Genomic DNA, 22390 nt, shown 5'->3' with positions numbered 1-22390 from the left:
CGCGGGAGAGGACCCCCATCCGGTCACTGCAACGTCACGCAAAGTAACAGAAATTCGTCGGCGGAAGTCGCGTAATGACGACACGGGAACCGGCTCTCTCCTTCCGGACGGGCCCGCGGTGGGCCCGCGCGGACCGGCGAGAGAGAGGAAGCGGCCATGGAGCAGTCCACGGTGGAGCGGGAGTTGGAGATGAAGCTGGTGCTGTCCTCGGACCACAGCGTGCCCGTACCGGCCCGGATGACGTACCGGACGAGCGACCCGTACGCCGTCCACGTCGCCTTCCACATCGGCTCCGAGAACCCGGTGCACTGGACGTTCGCCCGCGAGCTGCTGGTGGAGGGCGTGTTCCGGCCGTGCGGCCGCGGGGACGTGCGGATCCGGCCGTCGAAGGCGGACGGGCGCGGCGTCGTGCTGATGGCGCTGTCGTCCCCGAACGGCGACGCGCTGCTGGAGGCGCCGTCGGCGCAGGTGTCGGCGTGGCTGGAGCGCACGCTGCGGGTGGTCGCGCCGGGGACGGAGGCGGAGCGGCTCGGCATCGACGACGGGCTGGCCGCGCTGCTCTCGGCGGAGGCGTGAGGAGGGCGTGCGGGGGGCGTGCGGGGCCGCGGCGGGGACGGGCCCGCCCCGGCGGGGTGGGCGGTCAGAAGAGCTTGCCGGGGTTGAGGATGCCCAGCGGGTCGAAGGTCCGCTTGATGCCGCGTTGCAGTTCGAGCCCCACGGGGCCGAGTTCGCGGGCGAGCCACTCCTTCTTGAGTACGCCGACGCCGTGTTCGCCGGTGATGGTGCCGCCCAGCTCCAGGCCGAGGGCCATGATGGCGTCGAACGACGCGCGGGCGCGCCGGGACTCGTCCGGGTCGGTGTGGTCGAAGCACACGACGGGGTGGGTGTTGCCGTCGCCGGCGTGCGCGCAGACGCCGATGGTCAGGTCGTGCGCGTCGGCGATGGCGGCCGTGCCGTCGAGCATCTCGGCGAGCCGGGAGCGGGGCACGCACACGTCGTCGATCATGGTGGCGGTGGAGACGGCCTCCAGGGCGGGCAGGGACATCCTGCGGGCCTGGAGGAGCAGTTCGGACTCGGCGGGGTCGTCGGCGGGGACGACCCCGGTGGCCCCGGCGGCGGTGCACAGCTCCCCCACGGCGGCCAGGTCGGCCGCGGGGTCCGGGGTGTCGAACGCGGCCAGCAGCAGCGCGGCGGTGGTGTCGGGCAGGCCCATGCGGCCGAGCCGGTTGACCGCCCGGACGGTGGTGCTGTCCATCAGTTCGAGCAGGGACGGCGTGTGGCCCCGCTCCATGATCGCGCAGACGGCGGCGCACGCGTCCGCGGTGGACGCGAACTCGGCGGCCAGCGCGAGTTGCGCGGGCGGCTTCGGCCGCAGGGCGAGCACGGCGCGGACGACGATGCCGAGGCTGCCCTCGGAGCCGACGAACAGCCGGGTCAGGTCGTACCCGGCGACGCCCTTGGCGGTGCGGCGGCCGGTGGACAGCAGCCGCCCGTCGGCGAGGACGACGTCCAGGCCGAGGACGTACTCGGCGGTGACCCCGTACTTGACGCAGCACAGGCCCCCGGACGCGGTCCCGATGTTGCCGCCGATGGTGCAGGTCTCCCAGCTGGAGGGGTCGGGCGGGTAGGACAGGCCGTGCTCGGCGACGGCCCGGGACAGCACGGCGTTGACGACGCCCGGCTCGACGACGGCGATCCGGTCGACCGGGTCGATGTCCAGGATCCGGTCCATCCTGACCAGGGACAGCACGACGCAGCCGTCGGTGGCGTTGGCGGCGCCCGACAGGCCGGTGCGGGCGCCCTGCGGGACGACGGGGACGCGCAGCGCGGTGGCCGTGCGCATCACGTGCTGGACCTGCTCCACGGTCCGGGGCAGCACGACGACGGCGGGGGTGCCGGCGGGGCAGAAGCCCGCCATGTCGCGGGCGTAGGAGGGGGTCACGTCCGGGTCGGTGATCAGGGCCTCGGCGGGGAGTCCGGCGCGCAGCCGGCGCAGCAGATCGTCCATGATCCCAGCGTGGCACCCGGGGCCATCGGTGTGAACCGGGCGTGTACCGGCCGTGGGCGCCCCGGCCGGTCCGGTGGCCGCGCGCACAGTGGGCGGCATGAGGACGGAACGGGTCTCCCAGGTGGTGCTGCTCGCCTGGGCGGGGGTGGTGCTGGTGGGCGCGCTCGCGCTGTTCGCGGCGGAGGTCCTGGTGGGCCCCGGTGGCGTACGGGGTGATGGGGCGCGGCCCGCTCCGGGGGCGGTGGCGCGGGCCGGGGCGTCGGTGGAGGCGGGCGCCGGGGCGTCGGTGCCGGACCTGGAGGCGCTGATCGGCGACCGGGAGGCGTGGCTGCGCCGGTATCCGGGGGACGACGCGTCGTGGGCGGTGCTGGGCGCGGCGTACGCGGAGCGCGGCGTGCGGGCCGGTGACCCGGCGGCGTACCCGAGGGCGGAGCGGGCGCTGCGGCGCTCCCTGGCGATCCGCCCGGCCGCGCGGGGCAACGCGGACGCGGCGGTCGGCATGGGCGTCCTGGCGCAGGCGCGGGGCGACTTCGCGGCGGCGCGGCGCTGGGCGGAGGAGGCGCGCCGGCGGCAGCCGCGGGCGTGGCGGGCCGAGGCGCTGCTGGTCGACGCGTACCGGGGCCTGGGGGACGACGCGGCGGCCGGGAAGGCCCTGGAGCGGCTGCGGAAGCTGCGCCCGGCGGACGCGGCGGCGCTGTCGCGGGCGGTGGGGCTGTACCGGGACCGGGGCTGGCGGGAGGACGCGGAGGCCCTCGCGCACGACGCGGTGGCGCGGGCCCGGACGCCCGTCGAGCGGGCGGCGTGCCTGGCGCGGCTGGGCGACCTGCTGTGGGAGCGGGGCCTTCCCCGTGAGGCGCTCGCCCGGTACGCGGCCGCGCTGCGGGCGGTACCCGGTGACGCGCCGTCGCTGGCGGGCCGGGCGCGGGCGCTGGCGGCGCTGGGGCGTACGGACGAGGCGGTGGGGGCGTACGGGGCGGCGTGGGCGGCGCGCCCGCTGCCGGAGTACGCGCTGGAGGCCGGCGACCTGTACGCCGCGCTGGGCCGGGACGCGGAGGCGCGGGAGCGGTACGAGGCGGCGCTGGAGCGGGCGGCGGAGGCGGCCGGGCACGGCGTGGACCGGTCCCTCGTGCGCGCCCGGTACGAGGCGGAGCACGGCGAGCCGGACCGGGCGGTGGCGCGGCTGCGCGCGAGGTGGCGGCTGGGGCACCGGTCGGCCGACGTGGCGGACGCCCTGGGGTGGGCGCTGCTGCGGGCCGGCAGGGCGCGCGAGGCGCTGCCGTACGCGCGCGCGGCGACCGACCGGGGGGTGCGCAGCGCGCTGTTCGCGTACCACCGGGGCGAGGTGGAGCGGGCCCTGGGCAGGACCGGGCCGGCGCGGCGGCAGCTGGAGGAGGCGCTGCGGATCAACCCGTACTTCTCGCCGCTGCACGCCCCCGGGGCACGGCGCGCGCTGGCGGCGCTGGGCGAGCCGTCGGGCCCGCCGCCGGAACGCTAGGGTCTGTCTTTTGGACCGTCCCGGCGCCGGGGGGAGACGGCCTGTGGCCCCGCGGGTCAGGGTCCGCGGGGCCACAAGTACCGGGGGCGGCGGCCCTACAGGTTGCCGCGCTTGGCCTGCTCGCGCTCGATGGCCTCGAACAGGGCCTTGAAGTTGCCCTTGCCGAAGCCCATCGAACCGTGTCGTTCGATGAGTTCGAAGAAGACCGTCGGGCGGTCCTGGACGGGCTTGGTGAAGATCTGGAGCAGGTAGCCGTCCTCGTCGCGGTCGGCGAGGATCTTCAGCTCGCGCAGCGTCTCGATCGGGACGCGCGTGTCGCCGACCCACTCGCCGAGCGTGTCGTAGTACGAGTCGGGGGTGTCGAGGAACTGCACGCCGGCCGCGCGCATGGTGCGCACGGTGGCGACGATGTCGTTCGTGGCGAGCGCGATGTGCTGGACGCCGGCGCCGCCGTAGAACTCCAGGTACTCGTCGATCTGCGACTTCTTCTTCGCGATCGCCGGCTCGTTGATCGGGAACTTCACCTTGAGGGTGCCGTCCGCGACGACCTTCGACATGAGGGCGGAGTACTCGGTGGCGATGTCGTCGCCGACGAACTCCTTCATGTTGGTGAAGCCCATGACCTTGTTGTAGAAGGCCACCCACTCGTTCATTCGGCCGAGCTCGACGTTGCCGACGCAGTGGTCGATGGCCTGGAAGGTGCGCTTGGCCGGCGGCTCGACGATCGGGTTGGCGGCGACGAAGCCGGGCAGGTACGGGCCGGTGTAGCCGGAGCGGTCGACCAGGGTGTGGCGGGTCTTGCCGTACGTGGCGATCGCGGCGAGGACGACGGTGCCGTGCTCGTCCTTGATCTCGTACGGCTCCTCGACGCCGGTGGCGCCGTGCTCGATCGCGTACGCGTACGCCTTGCGGGCGTCGGGGACCTCGATGGCGAGGTCGATGACGCCGTCGCCGTGCTCCGCGACGTGCTCGGCCAGGAAGCGGCCACGGTCGGTGGACGGCTTGATGACGGAGGTCAGCACGAAGCGGGCGGCGCCGTTCGTCAGCACGTAACTGGCGGTCTCGCGGCTGCCGTTCTCCGGCCCGGAGTAGGCGACGAGCTTCATGCCGAAGGCCGTGGAGTAGTAGTGCGCGGCCTGCTTGGCGTTGCCGACGGCGAAGACGACCGCGTCCATTCCCTTCACCGGGAAGGGGTCGGCCTGCCGGGCGGTGCCGGGGGTGTCATGCAGGGTCTCAGTCATGGCGGCAGGTTCCCTCCGTTCCACAAGCTGCGCAATACTTTGCGTTTCCTCTGGTCAATGTGCACAGCGAGACACCACGATGATGGGGCGTTCTGTACAGGATGACCACTGGAAGGCGGCCATGGCGATCGATCATCTGGACGGCAGGCTCATCGCCCTGCTCGCGCGGGAGCCGAGGATCGGGGTGCTGGAGGCGTCGCGGCGGCTGGGGGTGGCGCGCGGCACGGTCCAGGCGCGCCTGGACCGGTTGCAGGCGAACGGCGTGATCCGGGGGTTCGGTCCGGAGGTGGATCCGGCGGCGCTGGGGTACCCGGTGACGGCGTTCGCGACGCTGGAGATCAAGCAGGGGCAGGGCGCGGACGTCCGGGAGCACCTGGCGGGCGTGCCGGAGGTGCTGGAGCTGCACACGACGACGGGCCACGGCGACATGCTGTGCCGCCTGGTGGCCCGTTCCAACGCGGACCTCCAGCGGGTGATCGACCGGGTGGTGGGCTTCGACGGGATCGTCCGCGCGTCGACGGCGATCGTGATGGAGAACCCGGTGCCGCTGCGGATCATCCCGCTGGTCGAGCAGGCCGCGACGGACGCCTACCTGCCGCCGGCCCGGCGCGGCTGACGCCATTGACAGCCGGCGCGGCTGACGGCCGGCGCGGGTGGGTGGCGCGGCGTGGGCCGGGCGGCCGGGCGGTCGACGCGGCTGACGGCTGACGGCCGGCAGCCGGCACGGTGGCGCCGCGCGGGCGGGGCCGGTCAGCGGGGTGCGGGCGCGTCCCCGGTGTCCGACAGTGCCGCGTCCACGGCCGCCCGGGCGTGGAGCCACGCGGTGGGGAAGACGGGGACGGGGCTGTCCTGCGGGCCGACGAGGAGTTCGATCTCCGTGCACCCCAGGATGACGCCCTCCGCGCCGGCGGCGACGAGGCCCCCGATGACCTCCCGGTACGCGGCGCGCGACTCCTCCCGTACGACGCCGAGGCAGAGCTCCTCGTAGATCACCCGGTGGACGACCGCGCGCGCGGCGGCGTCCGGGACGCGGACGTCGAGCCCGCCCGCTTCGAGGCGGTCGCGGAAGAAGTCCTGCTCCATGGTGAACGCCGTGCCCAGCAGCCCGACCCGGCGCAGGCCCGCCGCCCGTACGGCGTCCGCGGTGACGTCGGCCAGGTGCAACAGGGGCACGGACACCGCCGCCTCGACGGCGTCGGCGACCTTGTGCATGGTGTTCGTGCACAGGAGCACCATGTCGGCGCCGGCCGCCTCCAGGGACCGGGCGGCCCCGGCCAGGACCTCGCCCGCCTCCGCCCAGTGCCCCCGGACCTGCAGGGGCTCGATCTCCGCGAAGTCCACCGAGTGGAGCACGCACCGGGCCGAGTGCAGTCCGCCCAGCCGGTCGCGCGTGAACTCGTTCACCAGGCGGTAGTACTCCGCCGTCGACTCCCAGCTCATCCCGCCGATCAGCCCGATGGTCCTCATCGCCCCGCCCCTTCCCCTCGACTCCGGTCCGGGAGGCGTTCCCGCCCCCCGGCCAGTCTTCCATAAGCCGGATAAGCGACATGACGCGGTTTCATAAGGAAACCTTGGGGTGAGACACTGGAGACGGGCATCGCGCCCCGGCGAAGGGACCGCCCGGCCGTCACCGGCGGGGGTCCGCGGCGACCGGTGGCCGGGGTCGGCCGGCGGGTCAGCAGGAGGGGACGCGGGCACCGTCGTCGAGGGCCTTGAGGGACGCGACGGCGTCCTTCAGCGTCGCCACCGGGACCAGCCGCAGCCCGTCCGGCCGGGTCGCCAGGGCGTCGCCGCACTCGGCCCTCGGCACGAGGAACACCGTCGCCCCGTCCCGCGCGGCGGCCTGTGTCTTGAGCGACACGCCGCCGACCGCGCCGACCGTCCCGTCGGGGTCGATCGTCCCCGTGCCCGCGACGACCTCGCCACCGGTGAGGTCGCCGCCCTCGCCGTCGCCGACCAGCTTGTCGACGATGCCGAGGGAGAACAGCAGCCCGGCGCTGGGCCCGCCGACGTCGGCGAGGTGCAGCTTCACCTCGACGCCCTTCCCGCTCCTGCCGAGGTGGTTCAGCGCGGCGGCGACGGCGCTGTCCTGGGACATCCGCATCTGGCCGAGGTTGCGCTTCTCGATCTCCCGGTCGGACTTGCCCGCCGGGTAGACGGAGTCGTGCGGCAGCACGGCCCGGTCGCTGCGGAACCAGGCGTCGACGACGTCCCCGAGACCGACGTCGGAGCGCGGCGCGGTGGCCACGATCGTGGTCATCCGCAGCTGCCCACTGGTCTTCCGCACGGGCGCCCCGGAGATGGTGATCACGGGCCGCCCCTTGTCCACCCCGAGCACGTCCGCCGTCGACCCGGGCAGCGCGATCGTGAACGGCAGCGGCGCGAACGCGGTCACCGCGAACAGCGCGAGCACGGGCAGGGCGCACAGGAGCAGGGCACGGGGGCGCGAGAGACGGGAGAGCACGGATCCAATCTATCGGCCCGCCGCCCGCCCCGACCCGGCCCCGCCCTCCGGCGGCGGCCCGGCGTCCGGCGGCGGTGCGGCGGTCGGCCCCGGTCGCGGACGGCACGGGCGGGCGGCATGGGCGGGCGGCATGGGCGGGCGGTATGAGAGGGCGACACCGGCAGGCGGTACGGCCTGACGGACGGCACCGGCAGACGGCACGGGAGGACGACCGGACGGGCCCCACCGGACGGCACCGCCGCACCGCTCCCCCGGCCCCCGGCCGGACCGGCTCGGGACCCGGACCGGCTCGGGACCGGGACCGGGACCGGGACCGGGGGCGGGGGCTCAGCGCAGGGCGTCCGCCACCTCGCGGGCCGCGTCGACCACGCGGGGGCCGACCCGTTCCGGTACGGCGTCCGTCAGCATCACGACGCCGACGCTGCCCTCGATGCCCGTCACGCCCAGCAGCGGGGCCGCGGCGCCGCTCGCGCCCGCCTCCAGCTCACCGTGCGTGAGGGTGTAGCCGGGCTCGGGGGCGCCGCCGGCCTGGCGGGCGTGCAGGATCGCGCGCCCGGCGGCGCCCCGGTCGAGCGGGTGGCGGAACCCGGCCCGGTACGCCACGTGGTAGTCCGTCCAGGTCGGCTCGACGACGGCGACGGCCAGCGCCTCGGCGCCGTCGACGAGGGTGAGGTGCGCGGTGGCCCCGATGTCCTCGGCGAGCGAGCGCAGCGCGGGCAGCGCGGCCTCGCGCACGAGTGGGTGGACCTGGCGGCTCAGCCGCAGCACGCCGAGCCCGACCCGGGCCCGGCCGCCGAGGTCGCGGCGTACGAGCGCGTGCTGTTCGAGCGTGGCGAGCAGTCGGTAGACGACGGTGCGGTTGACGCCGAGCCGCTGGGACAGCTCGGTGACGGTCAGCCCGTGGTCGGTGTCGGCGAGCAGCTTGAGGACGCGCAGTCCCCGGTCGAGCGTCTGGGAGGTTTCCGCGGTCACGACGCCCCCTCCTTCGGAGTGAGTGACGGCGGACACTCTCAACGCGGAGGCGACACCCGTCCCGTGGGCATCGCACCGAGAGGCCGCCGGCAGGCCATGGCACACCGGCTGCGCTCCGCGGCGGCGCTGCCACGGGGCGTTTGCATGTGCCCGGACAGTAACCAGCGGATCCGCTCAGCGGAAGACCTCGTCCAGAATCCGGGCGCGGATGGGGAGTTGATCCCGGAATGCTCTCTTCCCCGCGACGGCGCCCCGAAGCGGTACCCGAAACCGGGCCGCCCGGGGCGCGCGTCGTGGGAGGAAAGGGGGCTCAGCGCATCCGCGTGGCCCACTCCTGGACCTTCTTGATCCGCTCCCGGATCTGCCCGGCCGTCGCCTCGGCGCTCGCCGGGCCGCCGCACACCCGGCGCAGCTCGGTGTGGATGACGCCGTGCGGCTTGCCGCTCTGGTGGACGTACGCGCCGACCATCGTGTTCAGCTGCTTGCGCAGCTCCATCAGCTCCTTGTGGGAGACCACCGGCCGCCGCTCGGCGGGAAGCTCGACGAGGTCGGCCTCCTCCGCGGGCTTCTGCCGGCTGTGCGCGATCTGCCGGGCCTGCCGCTTCTGCAGCAGCAGCTGCACCTGGTCGGGCTCCAGCAGGCCGGGGATGCCGAGGTAGTCCTGCTCCTCCTGGCTGCCGGGGTGGGCCTGCATGCCGAACTCGGCGCCGTTGTACATCACCCGGTCGAAGACGGCGTCGGACTCCAGCGCCTCGAAGGGCAGCATGTCCTGTTCGCCGGTGTCCTCGTCCTGCTGCTGGTTCGCCTCGTCCAGTTCCTTCTCGGACTCGGCGTACGGGTCCTCCTCGCCCTCCTTCTTCGGCCGGTCGAGGACGTGGTCGCGCTCGACCTCCATCTCGTTGGCGAAGCCGAGGAGCATCGGGATGGTCGGCAGGAACACGGACGCGGTCTCGCCGCGCCGCCGGGAACGGACGAAACGCCCCACGGCCTGCGCGAAGAACAGCGGCGTGGAGATCGTCGTCGCGTACACCCCGACCGCGAGGCGCGGCACGTCGACGCCTTCGGACACCATGCGGACGGCGACCATCCACCGGTCGTCGCCGTCGCTGAACTCGTCGATCCGCTTCGAGGCGCCCACGTCGTCGGAGAGGACGAGGGTCGGCCCGTGCCCGGTTATCTCCCGGATGAGCTTGGCGTAGGCGCGCGCGGACTCCTGGTCGGAGGCGATGACCAGGGCGCCGGCGTCGGGGATGGCCTTGCGGACCTCGGTGAGCCGCTGGTCGGCGGCGCGCAGCACGTTCGGCATCCAGTCGCCGCGCGGGTCGAGGGCGGTGCGCCAGGCCTGCGAGATCGCGTCCTTGGTCATCGGCTCGCCCAGCCGGGCGGCGACCTCGTCGCCGGCCTTGGTGCGCCAGCGCATGTTGCCGCTGTAGCTCAGGAAGATCACGGGGCGGACGACGCCGTCGGCGAGGGCGTTGCCGTAGCCGTACGTGTAGTCGGCGGAGGACCTCCTGATCCCGTCGTTGCCCTCCTCGTACGTGACGAAGGGGATGGGGTTGGTGTCGGAGCGGAAGGGCGTACCGGTCAGCGCGAGCCGCCGCGTCGCCGGCTCGAACGCCTCCAGGCACGCCTCGCCCCAGGACTTGGAGTCGCCGGCGTGGTGGATCTCGTCGAGGATGACGAGGGTCTTGCGCTGCTCGCAGCGGTTGCGGTGCAGCATCGGCCGCACGCCGACACCGGCGTACGTGACGGCGACGCCGTGGTACTCCTTGCTGAGCGGGCCCGCGCTGTACTCCGGGTCCAGCTTGATCCCTATCCGCGCCGCGGCGGCGGCCCACTGCTTCTTCAGGTGCTCGGTCGGGGCGACCACGGTGACCTGCTGCACGACGTGGTGGTGCAGCAGCCAGGACGCGAGGGTCAGCGCGAAGGTCGTCTTGCCGGCGCCGGGCGTGGCGACGGCGAGGAAGTCACGGGGCTGCTCCTGGACGTACTTCTCCATCGCGGCCTGCTGCCAGGCGCGCAGCTTGCTGGCCGTGCCCCAGGGGGCACGGCCGGGGAAGGCGGGAGAGAGGTGATGGGAGGCGGTAGTAGTCACGGTCTCCGATTCGGTGCTCTCGGACGCATGGGGGGTGCGCACGGCTGACGTACGACAACCGGGCCACCTTACCGGTGCCCCGTCCGGCCCCCGGCCGGGACGACGCCGCGACCTCGCGGAGTGCGAGCGGCGTCACACGACGAGCGCGCCGAGCCTCCCGGCGATGCCCTTCACCTCGATCCTCCCGGCCGGTGGCGACGTCGATGACCAGGCGTCCTCGGCGCCGAGGCGGACGCGGGTCCACGGCCGTACCGAGAGGTCCCGGCGTCACGGGGGCGTCGCACCGCCGCCTACCGGGTGCCCCGCCGCCTACCGGCCCGGCTCCCCGCCCCGCACCCGCGTCGCCACCCACGCGCCCACCAGCGCCACCGCCGCCATCGGCAGGAACACCGCCGCGAAGGCCACCGGGTGGGAGCCGGCCGCCCCGGCGCCGGCCACGGAGTGGCCCGTCACGGAGCCGCCGCCCAGCGCGGCGAACGCCGCGCCGCCCGCCGCGAGCAGCAGGACGTTCGCCAGGCCGTCGGAGATCTGGAGCGCCGCCGAGTTCGTCCCGGCCTCCTCCGGCGCGGACAGCTTCAGCAGCAGCACGCTCGTCGAGGCGATGACCATGCCCATGCCGAGGCAGCCGAAGCCCCAGGCGACGCCGACGATCCACACCGGCACCGCCGGGAACAGCACGGACGGCACGGCCGCGATCGCCGCGGCGACCAGCAGCATCCCCAGCACCATCAGCCGCTCCCGGTACGGCTCCACTCGCGGCCGGGACTGGACGAACGACCCCAGCGCCCACGTCGCCCCGCCCACCGCCAGCGACAGCCCGGCGAGCGTCGGGCTCAGACCCCGCTCGGTGACCAGCATCAGCGGCACGAACGACTCCGCGGAGATGAACGCGCCCGCCGCGACACCGCGCAGCAGCACCACGGACGGCAGCCCGCGCGCCGCCCGGTACGTGCCGCGCGGCAGCAGCCCGAGCACGGCCGGCACGAGCAGCGCGGCACCGGCCGCGGCGGGCACCACGGACAGCCAGCGCAGCTCCTGCCCCGCGTACTGGAGGAGCCCCGCGCCCACGGAGATGCCGAGCGCCAGCCGCAGCCGCCGCGCGTCGAACGCCGCGACCGGCGCCCCCGGATCGGCGGGCCCGGCGGCCCGGCGCCGTATCGCCGGCAGGGCCAGCACCAGCGGGAACACCACGAGCGCCGGGATCCCCAGGAACACCCACCGCCATCCGAGCCGCTCCGTGACGGTGCCGGCCGCCAGGGGGCCCACGATCGACGGGATGACCCAGCTCGCCGCGAACGCCGCCATGATCGCGGGCCGCAGCCTCTCCTCGTACGCCCGGCTGACCACCACGTACAGCGCGACGATCACCAGCCCGCCGCCGAAGCCCTGCACGGCCCGCCCGAGGACGAAGGGCCACATCGCCCCCGCCGTCCCGGACACGACCAGGCCCGCCCCGAAGGCGCCGATCCCGGCCGCGAGCGCGCCGAGCGGCCCGCTCCGGTCGGCCCACTGACCGGCCAGCACCATGCCGAAGAGGCTGGTGGTGAAGTACGCCGAGAACGCGAACGCGTACAGCGGCACGCCGTCCAGCTCCCGCGCCGCGACCGGCATCGCCGTGCCGACGGCGGTCGCCTCGAACGCGATCAGCAGGACGACGGAGACGATGCCGATGCTGAGCGCCCGGTGCTCCCGGTCGAGCACACCACCGCCGCCCTGCTCCTGGGGGGTGGGGGCGGCGGTCGTGTCGGCCGTGTCGGCCGTCCCGGTCGGATCAAGGGCGCTCATGCCCCCAGGGTAAGAGGCATCGGCATGGTTGACGCCTGTCGCGAGTCGGGGAGCGGCTCGGCCGTGGGTCGTACGACCCACGGCCCACGGCGGCGGGCCTCACCCCCCGTAGGCGTCCCGCAGCCCCTGGATGTCGATCTTCTTCATGCCCATCATGGCCTTGGCGGCGCGCCCGGCCTTCTCGGGGTCCGGGTCGGCCATCATCTCCATCAGGACGCGCGGGGTGATCTGCCACGACAGCCCGTACCTGTCCTTGAGCCATCCGCAGGGCCCCTCCTCGCCGCCCTCGCCGAGCCGGGACCAGAAGTAGTCGACCTCCTCCTGGTCCTCGCACTCCACGGACAGGGAGACGGCCTCGTTGAAGGTGAACTCGGGCCCGCCGTTCATCGCCACGTACCGCTGCCCGGCGAGCTCGAACTCGACGGTCATGACCGTGCCCGCCGGCATCGGGGTCCCCTCGGGGTAGCGGTCGACCCTCACGATCCGCGAGTCCTGGAAGATCGCGGTGTAGTGCCGGGCCGCCTCCTCCGCCTGGGTGTCGAACCACAGGAACGGCGTGATCTTCTGCTGCATGACGGGCTCCTTCCCTCCGTGTGCTCTCACACGGGTAGACCGGCCGGAGCCCCGGAACTCATCCCCCGGTACGCCGCGGGTGTGCGCCGGTCACCCTTCGGAGGAACCGGGCAGTTCCTCGACCACGAACGAGCCCCTCGCCCGCACGGTCACGACCAGCTTCCGCTCGCGCAGGATGTCGAGGGCCCGACGCACCGTGTTGGAGCCCACGCCGTACTCCTGGGACAGGAGCATCTCTCCGGGAAGCCGGGAGCCGAGGGCGAACGCTCCGCTCCTGATCTTGCGCTCCAGGATGTTCGCGAGCTGCTCGTAGTGGTAGGCGGCCGCACCGGGGTTGATCTTCTCCGTCACGGAAGCGAACGTAAACGTCCAGCAACGGCCGTGCATCACCAACAACTGTCAACCACTGTCTACCGCTGCCGACAACTTTCGACATCGGCTACGTTGGCGCACAGAAGACCCCGGCGAGTCGGCCAGGACTCCCGGGGCATGGCCAACGCTGTTCTAGGAGCGTCGACAGTGAGCATTATCCCCACCCTGGTGCGCCTGCTGCTGGGCTTACTCGCCCCCGGTTCCGGCCGAAGGCGGGCGGGCGCCGGCCGGCCCACCCCCACCCCCGGCATCACCGACACCCCCACCCGGCGGGAAGCCCCCCGCGCGGGCCTCCCACGACTCCGCTCCCCGTACGGGTCGGCCGAACCGCTCGACGGCCACGCCTCACCCCTCGTCCGCCCCTACCTCTTGGCGCACGAACGCCGGGAGAACCAGGCCAGGCGAAGGCTCACCCTCCTCCTCGCGGCGGACTTCGGCATCGACCTGGACACGCGGATCCTGCACGGGGCGGGGGTCCCGCGGTGAGCCCGTCGGCACGGAAGCCGGTCCGGATGTGCGTGCGGTGCGACCGGATCACGGACGAGCCCGTCGTGGTGTCCGAGGTCCACTCCGCCAGCGGACCCGGCTTCAACGTCTACGCGTGCCCCGCCTGCGCGCCACTGTTCCCACCGGTCCCCGACGTGCTCGACCTCCTGGACGGCGAGCGATGAGGCCCGGACGCACCAAGGGGCAGATCGCCGCCGGCGCCAGACAGTCCGGCCGCACGCAGGAGTGCGAGTCGGGCGAGCACGAGCCCTGCACCCCCATGGAGGTGTACGAGTCCGACTCCCCCGGCCCCGACGAGCACCCGTTCTTCTCCATCACCTGCACCTGCGCCTGCCACACCGACTGAACCGAGGCGGGGCCTCCCTCCCATCGCAGGAGGAAGGCCCCGTCCGGGGGCGCGTCGTCGCCCCCGCTCACCCCTTGACGGGCTTCACCACGGGGTCGCCCTGGAGGGGCTTGTTCTCACACGCCAGCGCGGCTGTCACCCGCTGTGTCATGAGGTACAGAAACGCCAGATGCTGCTTCATCGCCTCCTCGCTGCCCTTCTGCTCGGAGTTCGAAGTGTTCGACGCGCGGGCACGCAGAAGTACACGTTCGGAGGGCGGCCCAAGGTCGCCGGGCAGGTCGCACCGCAAATAGAGCTTCGAGTAATTGCCGCCGCTCTCCCCGAGCGTCCCGCTGACGTCGAACCGTCGGCTTGGGGAAGGCGACTTCTCCTTCTCATACGGATCGTCACGAGACACCCAAGAAAAGCCGAGCCGTATTTCACCGTCGTCCAGACGTGAATCCTGCGCGAAAGAGCACCCGTATACGTAAGGAGTCGCCTTGGCACCACCCGAACCGAGCAGGTTCTTCCTCAGTCGCGCTCCCACGTCCATCGGGGTGTTGTAGACGATGGTCTCGACTGATCCGCCACCCAGGAGCGCCCGGAGCAACCGCTCCTCGTTCGAGGAGTCCGCGACTCGGCACGGATTCTCGTCATCTGCCTGAGGGTTTTCAGCGCCACCGCCGGTACACGAAGTAACTGCGAGCGCGGCACACAGGACAAGCCCGACGAACCGCCGCACGGATCTACGACCCCCCTTGCCGTAGGTGTGCCGTGGCTGCGAGGCGTCCGGAGGTGAAACCCTCCCGCAGCTTGTCCTGGGCCTCGTCAAAGGCATTAAGGTGATCGACCTTTCGTTGTTCGCCCCACGCGCCGACCAGCGCGTTCGCTCCGTCCATGCCACTGGCGTAGTTGCCGCTGGAATCCTTCTTACCCTGCTGCTCGGCTGACTCCTTGACATCCTCGGCCCAGTCGAACGCGGTGACGTCAATCAACGCACCGGCGACAGACCCCACGATGGGGATCTCACCGACGAGCCCGTTGGCTCCGGCAGCCGAATAGGTGGATACCTGATCGGCCCACTGTTCCTTGTCGGCCTGCTTGTCCACGTAGACATCGGCTCCGATGCCGTTGAGGGCACCGAGGGCCGCTCCTATGTCCGAAGCGCGGGTGTTCCATTGCGCACTCTCCCCATGTAGTGGGTCACCCTGGAAAGATCGGGTGGTGGCCAATTCATGAGCCGCGAAAGCCCGTTCGGCTTCACAGACGAGCGCAAAGGCCGGCGCATCATCGGCAATCCCTCGCATCACCCGGACCAGACTCGCTTGGCCAACGGCCAAATGGGCTTTGTCCCCGTCCACATGGATGGACTCGCTGCCACCGACGCCCCCAAGATGGGATTCCTGTCCGCCCAGGATCTGATGCGTGTCCGCCACGTAGTCCACAAGCGCCCTGGCCATCGGCTGGCGGAGGTTCTCCAGGTGCTTGGGGAACTCGTCGCCGCCCGTGTCCTTGTCCAGCAGGCGGATCGCTTCGTGCATCACGCGGGCCTGGCCCTCGGTGTGGGGGCCGGGAGGGCCGAGCTTCTCGCCGGGCTCGTGGCCCGTCGCGGCGGCCTGGATGGCGGCGCCGAGGCCCGACGCCCGGTCCGGGTCCTCGAGCTCCTTCGGCGCCCCGTACAGCGGCGCCGTGTACGAGGTGCTCCACTCGCGTTCGGTGAGCAGGTACTTGAGGTGGTCGTTCTTGTTCCCCTCCGCGGCCGGGTCGAGGAAGTACTCGGCCGCGGCCGGGTCCTTGCCCATGACCTTCAGCAGGCCGTCCAGGGGGTCGGTCACGAGGTTGGGGCGCTCGACGTCGTAGGCGTGGTCCCAGATATGGGGGTTGGCCTTCTCCGTCGCGATGATTCCGTCGCCCACCTCGTTGAGGAACTGCTTGCCGTAGCCCTCACCGTGCGACATCAGGGTCGCGAGCGCCTGGTACCCGTGCAGGGGGGTGGTCCCGCCCCACGTGTCGTCACCGAAGGCCTTGAGGCCGTCGACGAACGGCCGGTACGCGTAGCTGTTCGGGTCCTTCGTTCCGGAGGCCACCGTCGAGGCGAGGCCCGCGTTGATGGACTCGTAGAGCTTCCGGTCGCTCGCGGACGCCCCGCGCTCGTGCGCCGCCAGGTTCATCTGGTCGGACAGCAGCACCGTCTCCTTGGCGCCCAGCGCATGCAGGAACGCCTCGCTGAAGTGCCTGTCACCGGAGTTCTGGCGGACGAGGTTCCTGAACTCCTGAAGCTCCGCGGGCGTCGCCTTCCCCGAACGGATCTTCTCGGCGAGGCCGGTGGCGGCCGCGGCTTCGATGTCACCGACCGGCCTGGCGTTGAACCCGAAGGGCGAGGTGCCGTCCGACGCGGTCTCGCTGATCAGGGCGCGCTTCACGTACTCGTCGAAGTCGTTGACCGCCTTCACCGCGTTCGTGATGTTCCTGGTGTAGGACTGCTCGACCTCGCGGAGGTCCGGCTGGTGGCGGACGCTGTTCGCCGTGGCGGCGTCGACCTTGCTGAAGTCGTACGACGCGACGCCGCCCTCCGAGACCTTCATGCCGGCGGCGACGGCGTCGGCCACGGCCGACTTGAGCTGGGCCTTCAGCCGCACGAACGTGCCGTGGGCGTCGCGGAGGAGGGACTCCATGGCGCGGGCTTCCCTCTGCGCCGCGGCGTACTCCTGGCTCGTCACGCCCAGCGGCTGGAGGGAGGCGTTGGCGCTCTCCCCGCGCCAGTCGGTCCCGACGGAGAGGCTGCGCACCCCCTCGTCGAAGACGTCCGCGAGCGACTTGTACTTGGCCGCGGTGCTCTTCCAGCCGTCCGCGGCGCTGGTGAGGACGGAGAAGTCCATCTCCAGGATCTGCTGGTAAGTCGGCACGCCTCTCCCTACAGACCCGAGATGTTCGACTGCGGCCGCCGCAGGCTGTGGCCGACGTCGATGTCGGTGTTCCCCAGCTGTGTGGCCGCGTTGCGCAGTTGGGTCTTGTTCGTCACCAGACGTCCCACGAGGCGGTTGACCTGGTCCTCCCACTTCTCGTGGGACTTCTTCAGGCCGACGGCCGTGTCCCAGCCGGCGAAGGCCCGCGCGGCGGCGCCCATCGACTCGTCCACGGTGTCCCCCGCCTGACGCGTGGGCTTCTCCAGCTGGGTCTCGATCGTGTTGGCGAACTTCCGCTTCCGCACCGGCGCGGACTTCAGGTCCGCCGTGCCGCCGCCGCCTCCCGCTTCGGGCGCGAGCTGGTTGAGCCTCATACCGGTCTGGCGCTGTGCCGCCGCCTGCTTGAGGTCGTTCCACTCTTCCTCGAACGACATCCGCCCCCCTTGATCATCTGGAGGTATCCACCCTAGGAGCCCTCACGGGCGGGGCCCGCAGGGTTCCCCGCCCACCGGCGTGGTGTCGCGGCACGGTTGACCGGAACCGCGCGGGCACCGGCCGGATCCGTGCGCGGGCCGGGCCGGCGGGTGGTCACCCGAACGGGTCCGGCCGCGCGCCGGGACGGTCACGGGGTGGGGTGGACCACCGCGGACTGGGGGCGGATGGGGAGGCGGTTGACGGGGCGGCCCGTCGCGGCGCGGACCGCCGAGGCGATGGCCGCCGGGGAGGTGACCACCGGGACGGCGCTCGCGGCCTTCGCGCCGAAGGGGGCTACCACGTCGCGTTCCTCGACCAGCTTCACGACGCGGATGTCCGGCGTGTCCAGTGCCGTCGGCAGCGCGTAGCCCGTCAGGTCCGGGTGGCGGACCAGGCCGCGCGGGGTGCGGAGGTTCTCGGTGAGGGCCGCGCCCAGGCCCTGGGTGACGCCGGCCTCGATGCGGGTGAGCAGCTGGGCCGGGTTCAGGACGCGGCCCACGTCCTGCGCGACGGCCAGTTCGACGACCCGTACGGAGCCCAGCTCCACGTCCACGTCCACGACCGCGCGGATCGCGCAGAACGCCAGGCCCACGAACGCGTCGCCCTGCCCGGCCTCGTCCAGCGGCTCCGTCGGGTGGGGGCGGCACTGCGCCGTCGCCCACAGCTCCTTGCCCTCCAGCGCCTCCGCCACCGTGGTGGACAGGACGCCGTCGTACGACGTGATCTTGCCGTCCGTGATCTGGAGCAGCTCCGTCGACATGCCGAACTTGTGCGCCAGCGGCTGGAGCAGCTGCGTGCGCACCATCTTCGCCGCGCGTTCCACCGCGCCGCCCGACACCCACGTGTGGCGGCCGTGCGCCGCCGGGCCCGCCGGCGGCTGGTCCGTGTCCACGGGCGCGACCTGCACGTCCTCCACGCCCAGGACCTCCTGGACGACCTGGCGGGCCAGCGTCGAGAAGCCCTGGCCGGTCTCCACGGCGGCGCACAGCACCGTCGCCACGCCGTCCTGGACCTTCACCGTCGCGGTCGACACCTCGTCCCGGCCCTCGGCGCCCAGCATGTGCACCATGCCCAGCGCGTAGCCGACGCCCCGCCGCACCGCGCCCGGCTCCCCCGCGCCCTCCGGGCCGCCCGGCAGCAGCCAGTCCTCCTCCGAGGCGTCCACCGGCAGCGGCGGCAGGGGGTACTCCCGTACGGCCTGCAGGAGTTCGGCGACCGGCGCCGGGCACGTCACCGTCTGGCCCGTCGGCAGGAGGTCACCGGTCGCGAGGACGTTGCGCATGCGCAGCTCGGCCGGGTCCAGGCCCAGCTTCGCCGCCAGCTTGTCCATCTGGCCCTCGTACGCCGCGCACACCTGCATCGCGCCCTCGCCGCGCACGTGCCCGGCGGGCGGGTTGTTCGTACGGACGACCCAGCCCTCGACGAAGGCGTGCGGGACGACGTACGGGCCGCAGGCGAAGGAGACGGCCGCCGCGAGGGAGTCGGACGAGGCGTCCGCGTACGCGCCGCCGTCGAGGAGGATCTGCGCCTCCACCTTCACCAGGCGGCCCTCCGCGTCCGCGTGGTGGCGGTAGCGCAGGAGCGTCGGGTGGCGGTGGCCGTGCCCGAGGAACGACTCCTCGCGGGTCGCGGCGAGCTTCACCGGCGCGCCCGTGCGCAGGGCCAGCAGGCCGAGCGGGATCTGGAAGCCGGGGTCCTCCCGGTCGCCCATCGCGCCCGGCACGCCCGTCACGACGACCTTCACCTGCTCCGGCGGCAGGCCGAAGCAGGCGGCGGCCAGGTCGCGGTCGGTGTGCGGGTCGGTGGACGCCGTGTAGATCTCGACGCCGCCGTCCGGGCGGGGCACCGCGAGGCCGGCCTCCGCGCCGATGGGCGCCGGGTCCTGGCGGCCGATGCGGTACAGGCCCTCGACGATCACCTCGCCGAGGGCGTCCGGGTCGCCGAAGCGGAGCGGGATGTGGCGGATCAGGTTGCCGTCCGGGTGCAGCGGCGGGGCGGAGAACGCCTGCTCCGGGTCGGTGACCGGCTCCAGCAGCTCGTAGTCGACGATGATCGCCGCCGCCGCGAGCCGGGCCGTGTCGGGGTGGTCCGCGGCCACCGCGGCGATCGCCTCGCCGTGGTGGCGGACCACGTCGGCGGCGAAGACGGGGCGGTCGGCGACGGACCGGCCGTACGCCGAGTCCCCCGGGACGTCCGCGTGCGTCACCACGGCCCGTACGCCGGGCATCGCGGCCGCGGCGGACGTGTCGATGGACCGGATGCGGGCGTGCGCGTGCGGGGAGCGCAGGATCGCCGCCCACAGGAGGCCCTCGGCCCACAGGTCGGCGGCGTACGGGAAGGTGCCCTCCGCCTTGGCGCGGGCGTCGGCCGACGGCAGCGACGCGCCGAGCCCGCGGACGGGCTGCTCCTGCTCCTGCTCCTGTCGGGGAGCGTCGACCGCCGGGATGGCGGTGGCCGCGTCGTTGCTCACGCCGTGCCTCCGTCGTGCGGGTGGGGGACCTGGTGCGGGATGCGGACCTCGGGGTCGCGCTGGTCGGCCGCGCCGGCGCCGGCCGCTCCCGGCTTCCCGGCGGTGCGTTCCGCGACGACCTCGCGTACGGCTCTGAGGGCGCCCTGGTAGCCGGTGCAGCGGCACAGGTTGCCGGACAGGGCCTGGCGGGCCTCCACGTCGCTGGGGGCGTGGTTGCCCTCCAGCAGGTCGTGCACGGTCATCGCCATGCCGGGGATGCAGAAGCCGCACTGGACGGCGCCGCAGCGGGTGAGGGCGCGCTGCACGTCGGACGGCTCGCCGTCGGCGGCCAGCCCCTCGACGGTACGGACCTCGCTGCCCGCGGCGGTCGCGGCGGGCACCAGGCAGGAGGCGACGAGGCGGCCGTCGACCTGGACGTTGCACGCGCCGCACTCGCCCTGCGAGCAGCCGTCCTTCGCGCCGGCCAGGCCGAGGCGCTCGCGCAGCACGTACAGCAGGGACTCGCCGATCCACGCGTCGGTGACGGGGCGGTCGGCGCCGTTGACGCGCAGGACGTACGAGATGTGCGGGTGTTCGTCGTTCCCCGCCGGGTCGGGGGCGGGCTCGGCCGCCTCGGCCGCGGGGTCGGCGGCTGCGGGGTCGCCGGCCGCGGGGTCGGTGACCGTCGTCGGGTCGGTGGCTGCCTGGTCGGGAGTCGGCTGGTCGGGCGTCGCCTGGTCCGCCGGTGCCGGGGCGGGGGCGTCCTGGGCGGGCGCCTCCTGGACGGGGGCGTCGGCGGGCGGGGCGTGGTCGGCGGCGGGGGCCGCTTCCGGCTCGGGGGCCGGCTCGGCGGCGGGGGCGGGGGCGCCGGGGCCGTCACCGGCCGCGCCGTCCGTCGCGTCGGCCGTGGGGACGCCGTCCGCCGCGGGGACGTCGTCCGCCTGGTCGGGAGCCGGCTCGGCGGGGGCGTCGGCCCGGTCCTCCGGCGCGGCGGAGGGCGCGTACGGGGCCTCCGCCTGGTGCTGCGGCGGGGTGACCGCCCAGGGCGCCGGGGCGCCGCCCGGCAACGTCGCGGGGGCGCTGCCGTCCGCCCAGGCCGGCACGCCGAGGGGGGCGGGCCCCGGCGCGGGCGCGGGGGCTTCCGGGGCCTGCGGGTGGACCGGTGGGTGGGCGGCCGGCGCCGAAGCGGCCGCCTCGTGCGCGGGCGCGTGGTCGGGCGCGGGCGCGTGGTCGGGCGCGTGCGCGGGGGCCTCGGGGGCGTGGCCCGGCCCGTAGGCGGGCGTGCCGTGCGCGGGCGCGCCGTGGACCGGCGTGCCGTACGGGGGGGTCCCGTGGATCGGCGTGCCGTGGGCGGGCGTTCCAGGGATCGGCGTGCCGTGGGCGGGCGTGCCGTGCGCGGGCGTCTGCTCCGGCGCATACTCCGGCTGCGGTCCGCCGTACTCCGGGGCGTACCCCGGCGTGGTGCCGAACTGCCGGGTGTCCATCCGGTATTCGCCCGACTCCTCGGGCAACTCCCCCTGCGCGACCGGGATCGTCCACTGGCCCGTCAGGTGGGCGGGGCCCGGGGCGGGCGGGTGCTCGGCGTCCGGGGCGGGCTGGAAGTTCCACTGGGCGGTGGCGTGCGGGTCCGCGATGTGCGGCGGCACGTAGCCGTGGCCCGGCGCCTCCAGCGGGATGCCGTCCAGGCCGACGTCGGGCGGGAGGTGGACGAACGCCGTGGCCTCGCCGTCGTACTCCCCCTGCGGCGTCGGCTGCCATCCGCCGCCCCGTGCCCGTTCCTCGTTGCCGGTCTCGTCGGTGGTCACGACAGAGCCCTCCCCAGTGCTCGTCGGGCCAGCACGGACACCGTGCGGCGCAGTTGCAGTACGGCGGGCGGCAGCGGGGGCGGTTCCTCGCCCTCGGCGGCCGGCGGCTGGTCCGGGATGCAGGCCGCCGCGACGTACTCGCCGAACGCCACCAGGGCCTCCGGCGCCAGCCCCCGCTCGCCGTCCCAGTCGACGAGCGAGGCGATCCAGTGCTCGGCCTCCAGCGGGCGCAGCGGCATCGGCGCGATCGCCCCGACCGCGCAGCGCACCGCGCGCCGCGCCGGGTCCAGGACGACGGCGACGGAGGCGAGGGCGCGTCCCGGGCCGGTCCGCCCGGTGGCCTTGAGGAACACCTGCGGGGCGTGCAGCAGCGGCACCCGGACGAAGGCGACCAGTTCGCCCGGTTCGAGCATCGCGCGGCCGGCGAGCAGGTGCGAGACGGGGACCTCGCGGCCGCCGGCCGGGCCGGCGAGGACGAGGTCGGCCTCCAGGGCGGCCAGGACGGGCAGCGAGTCGCCGGTCGGCGCCGCGGTGACGATGTTGCCGCCGAGGGTGCCCGCGTTGCGGATCTGCGGCGGTCCCGCGGCGCGCGCGGCGGCGGCCAGGGCGGGGATGAGGGCGGCGAAGTCGGGGCGGCCCATGCGGGCGTGGGTGAGGCCGGCGCCGAGGAGGGCGTGGCCGTCCTGGTACTGCCAGCCGCGCAGTTCGTTGATGCGGCCGAGGCCGACCAGGCCGGCGGGGCGCAACCGGCCCTTGTTGACCGCGGCCATGAGGTCCGTGCCACCGGCGACGGGCACGGCGGCGGGCATGGCGGTGAGTGCCGCCACGGCCTCGTCGAGCGAGGTCGGCAGCGTGACGGAGTGCGCCGTCCTCGGTGCGTGCGTGGTCAACCCAGCTGCCCCTTCCCGGTGTCCCGGCT

21 protein-coding genes are annotated in these 22390 nt (G+C 73.9%); 6 read left to right on the top strand and 15 right to left on the bottom strand.

The window, feature by feature from the left end; all coding sequences use genetic code 11:
* Positions 1-156 precede the first annotated feature (156 nt).
* Positions 157-576 carry an SsgA family sporulation/cell division regulator gene (locus IE106_RS27970; protein ID WP_189538017.1) on the top strand — a complete coding sequence of 140 codons (420 nt, stop codon included), beginning with the start codon at positions 157-159 and terminating at the stop codon, positions 574-576.
* Between the two features lie 64 nt (positions 577-640).
* On the opposite strand, the gene IE106_RS27965 is transcribed toward IE106_RS27970, so the two are convergent.
* Complete coding sequence (locus IE106_RS27965; protein ID WP_189538016.1) at positions 641-2008, bottom strand: FAD-binding oxidoreductase; 1368 nt, start codon at positions 2006-2008, stop codon at positions 641-643.
* Between the two features lie 97 nt (positions 2009-2105).
* Here IE106_RS27965 and IE106_RS27960 point away from each other — a divergent pair, with 97 nt between their 5' ends.
* Positions 2106-3503 carry a tetratricopeptide repeat protein gene (locus tag IE106_RS27960; protein WP_189538015.1) on the top strand — a complete coding sequence of 466 codons (1398 nt, stop codon included), beginning with the start codon at positions 2106-2108 and terminating at the stop codon, positions 3501-3503.
* Positions 3504-3598: 95 nt separating this feature from the next.
* Here the strand turns inward: IE106_RS27960 and hppD are convergent, their stop codons facing one another.
* Positions 3599-4744 carry a 4-hydroxyphenylpyruvate dioxygenase gene (gene hppD / locus IE106_RS27955; protein ID WP_189538014.1) on the bottom strand — a complete coding sequence of 382 codons (1146 nt, stop codon included), beginning with the start codon at positions 4742-4744 and terminating at the stop codon, positions 3599-3601.
* A 121-nt stretch (positions 4745-4865) separates the two neighbouring features.
* Here hppD and IE106_RS27950 point away from each other — a divergent pair, with 121 nt between their 5' ends.
* A complete protein-coding gene (locus IE106_RS27950; RefSeq protein ID WP_189538013.1) occupies positions 4866-5360 on the top strand; it encodes an Lrp/AsnC family transcriptional regulator in 495 nt (164 codons plus the stop codon).
* 134 nt (positions 5361-5494) lie between these two features.
* Here the strand turns inward: IE106_RS27950 and IE106_RS27945 are convergent, their stop codons facing one another.
* The 7 genes from IE106_RS27945 to IE106_RS27915 form a co-directional block, all read right to left on the bottom strand.
* On the bottom strand, positions 5495-6211 hold the full coding sequence (locus IE106_RS27945) for an aspartate/glutamate racemase family protein (RefSeq protein ID WP_189538012.1): 717 nt from the start codon (positions 6209-6211) through the stop codon (positions 5495-5497).
* Positions 6212-6419: 208 nt separating this feature from the next.
* Positions 6420-7208: a hypothetical protein gene (locus tag IE106_RS27940; protein ID WP_189538011.1), complete on the bottom strand. Its 789-nt coding sequence runs from the start codon at positions 7206-7208 to the stop codon at positions 6420-6422.
* Between the two features lie 327 nt (positions 7209-7535).
* Entirely contained in the window at positions 7536-8180 is a 645-nt protein-coding gene (locus IE106_RS27935; RefSeq protein WP_189538010.1) for an IclR family transcriptional regulator, read from the bottom strand.
* A 310-nt stretch (positions 8181-8490) separates the two neighbouring features.
* Positions 8491-10275, bottom strand: coding sequence for a DEAD/DEAH box helicase (locus tag IE106_RS27930; RefSeq protein ID WP_189538009.1), 1785 nt, complete (start codon positions 10273-10275; stop codon positions 8491-8493).
* 309 nt (positions 10276-10584) lie between these two features.
* Positions 10585-12060, bottom strand: coding sequence for an MFS transporter (locus IE106_RS27925; protein WP_189538008.1), 1476 nt, complete (start codon positions 12058-12060; stop codon positions 10585-10587).
* Between the two features lie 99 nt (positions 12061-12159).
* Complete coding sequence (locus tag IE106_RS27920) at positions 12160-12633, bottom strand: VOC family protein (protein WP_189538007.1); 474 nt, start codon at positions 12631-12633, stop codon at positions 12160-12162.
* Between the two features lie 90 nt (positions 12634-12723).
* The gene (locus tag IE106_RS27915; RefSeq protein ID WP_229840860.1) at positions 12724-12984 is read right to left on the bottom strand and encodes a GntR family transcriptional regulator; all 261 of its coding nucleotides are present in this window, start codon (positions 12982-12984) and stop codon (positions 12724-12726) included.
* Positions 12985-13152: 168 nt separating this feature from the next.
* On the opposite strand from IE106_RS27915, the gene IE106_RS27910 reads away from it, so the two are divergent.
* Genes IE106_RS27910 through IE106_RS27900 form a run of 3 tightly spaced genes read left to right on the top strand, consistent with a single transcriptional unit; the run spans position 13153 to position 13858 of the window.
* The gene (locus IE106_RS27910) at positions 13153-13491 is read left to right on the top strand and encodes a hypothetical protein (protein ID WP_229840858.1); all 339 of its coding nucleotides are present in this window, start codon (positions 13153-13155) and stop codon (positions 13489-13491) included.
* Positions 13488-13676, top strand: a complete 189-nt coding sequence (locus tag IE106_RS27905; protein ID WP_189538033.1) for a hypothetical protein — start codon at positions 13488-13490, stop codon at positions 13674-13676. The genes IE106_RS27910 and IE106_RS27905 overlap by 4 nt, the downstream gene beginning before the upstream one ends.
* Positions 13673-13858 (top strand): hypothetical protein, encoded by a 186-nt coding sequence (locus tag IE106_RS27900; protein WP_189538004.1) that lies wholly within the window; start codon positions 13673-13675, stop codon positions 13856-13858. Before IE106_RS27905 ends, IE106_RS27900 begins: the two co-directional genes overlap by 4 nt.
* A gap of 67 nt (positions 13859-13925) precedes the next feature.
* Here IE106_RS27900 and IE106_RS27895 read toward each other — a convergent pair whose 3' ends face one another.
* The 6 genes from IE106_RS27895 to IE106_RS27870 all read right to left on the bottom strand — a co-directional run bounded on the left by IE106_RS27895 (position 13926) and on the right by IE106_RS27870 (position 22361).
* The gene (locus tag IE106_RS27895) at positions 13926-14579 is read right to left on the bottom strand and encodes a hypothetical protein (protein ID WP_189538003.1); all 654 of its coding nucleotides are present in this window, start codon (positions 14577-14579) and stop codon (positions 13926-13928) included.
* 4 nt (positions 14580-14583) lie between these two features.
* Entirely contained in the window at positions 14584-16743 is a 2160-nt protein-coding gene (locus IE106_RS27890) for a DUF6571 family protein (protein ID WP_189538002.1), read from the bottom strand.
* Positions 16744-16751: 8 nt separating this feature from the next.
* A complete protein-coding gene (locus IE106_RS27885; protein ID WP_189538001.1) occupies positions 16752-17177 on the bottom strand; it encodes a hypothetical protein in 426 nt (141 codons plus the stop codon).
* A 188-nt stretch (positions 17178-17365) separates the two neighbouring features.
* Complete coding sequence (locus tag IE106_RS27880; RefSeq protein ID WP_189538000.1) at positions 17366-19687, bottom strand: xanthine dehydrogenase family protein molybdopterin-binding subunit; 2322 nt, start codon at positions 19685-19687, stop codon at positions 17366-17368.
* Positions 19684-21471 (bottom strand): 2Fe-2S iron-sulfur cluster-binding protein, encoded by a 1788-nt coding sequence (locus IE106_RS27875; protein WP_189537999.1) that lies wholly within the window; start codon positions 21469-21471, stop codon positions 19684-19686. The genes IE106_RS27880 and IE106_RS27875 overlap by 4 nt, the downstream gene beginning before the upstream one ends.
* On the bottom strand, positions 21468-22361 hold the full coding sequence (locus tag IE106_RS27870) for an FAD binding domain-containing protein (RefSeq protein ID WP_189537998.1): 894 nt from the start codon (positions 22359-22361) through the stop codon (positions 21468-21470). The genes IE106_RS27875 and IE106_RS27870 overlap by 4 nt, the downstream gene beginning before the upstream one ends.
* Between the last annotated feature and the right edge of the window lie 29 nt (positions 22362-22390).

This window comes from Streptomyces roseolilacinus, from assembly GCF_014649335.1.
In the GTDB taxonomy this organism is placed as follows: domain Bacteria; phylum Actinomycetota; class Actinomycetes; order Streptomycetales; family Streptomycetaceae; genus Streptomyces; species Streptomyces roseolilacinus.
This window is presented reverse-complemented; position numbering and strand designations above follow the sequence as displayed.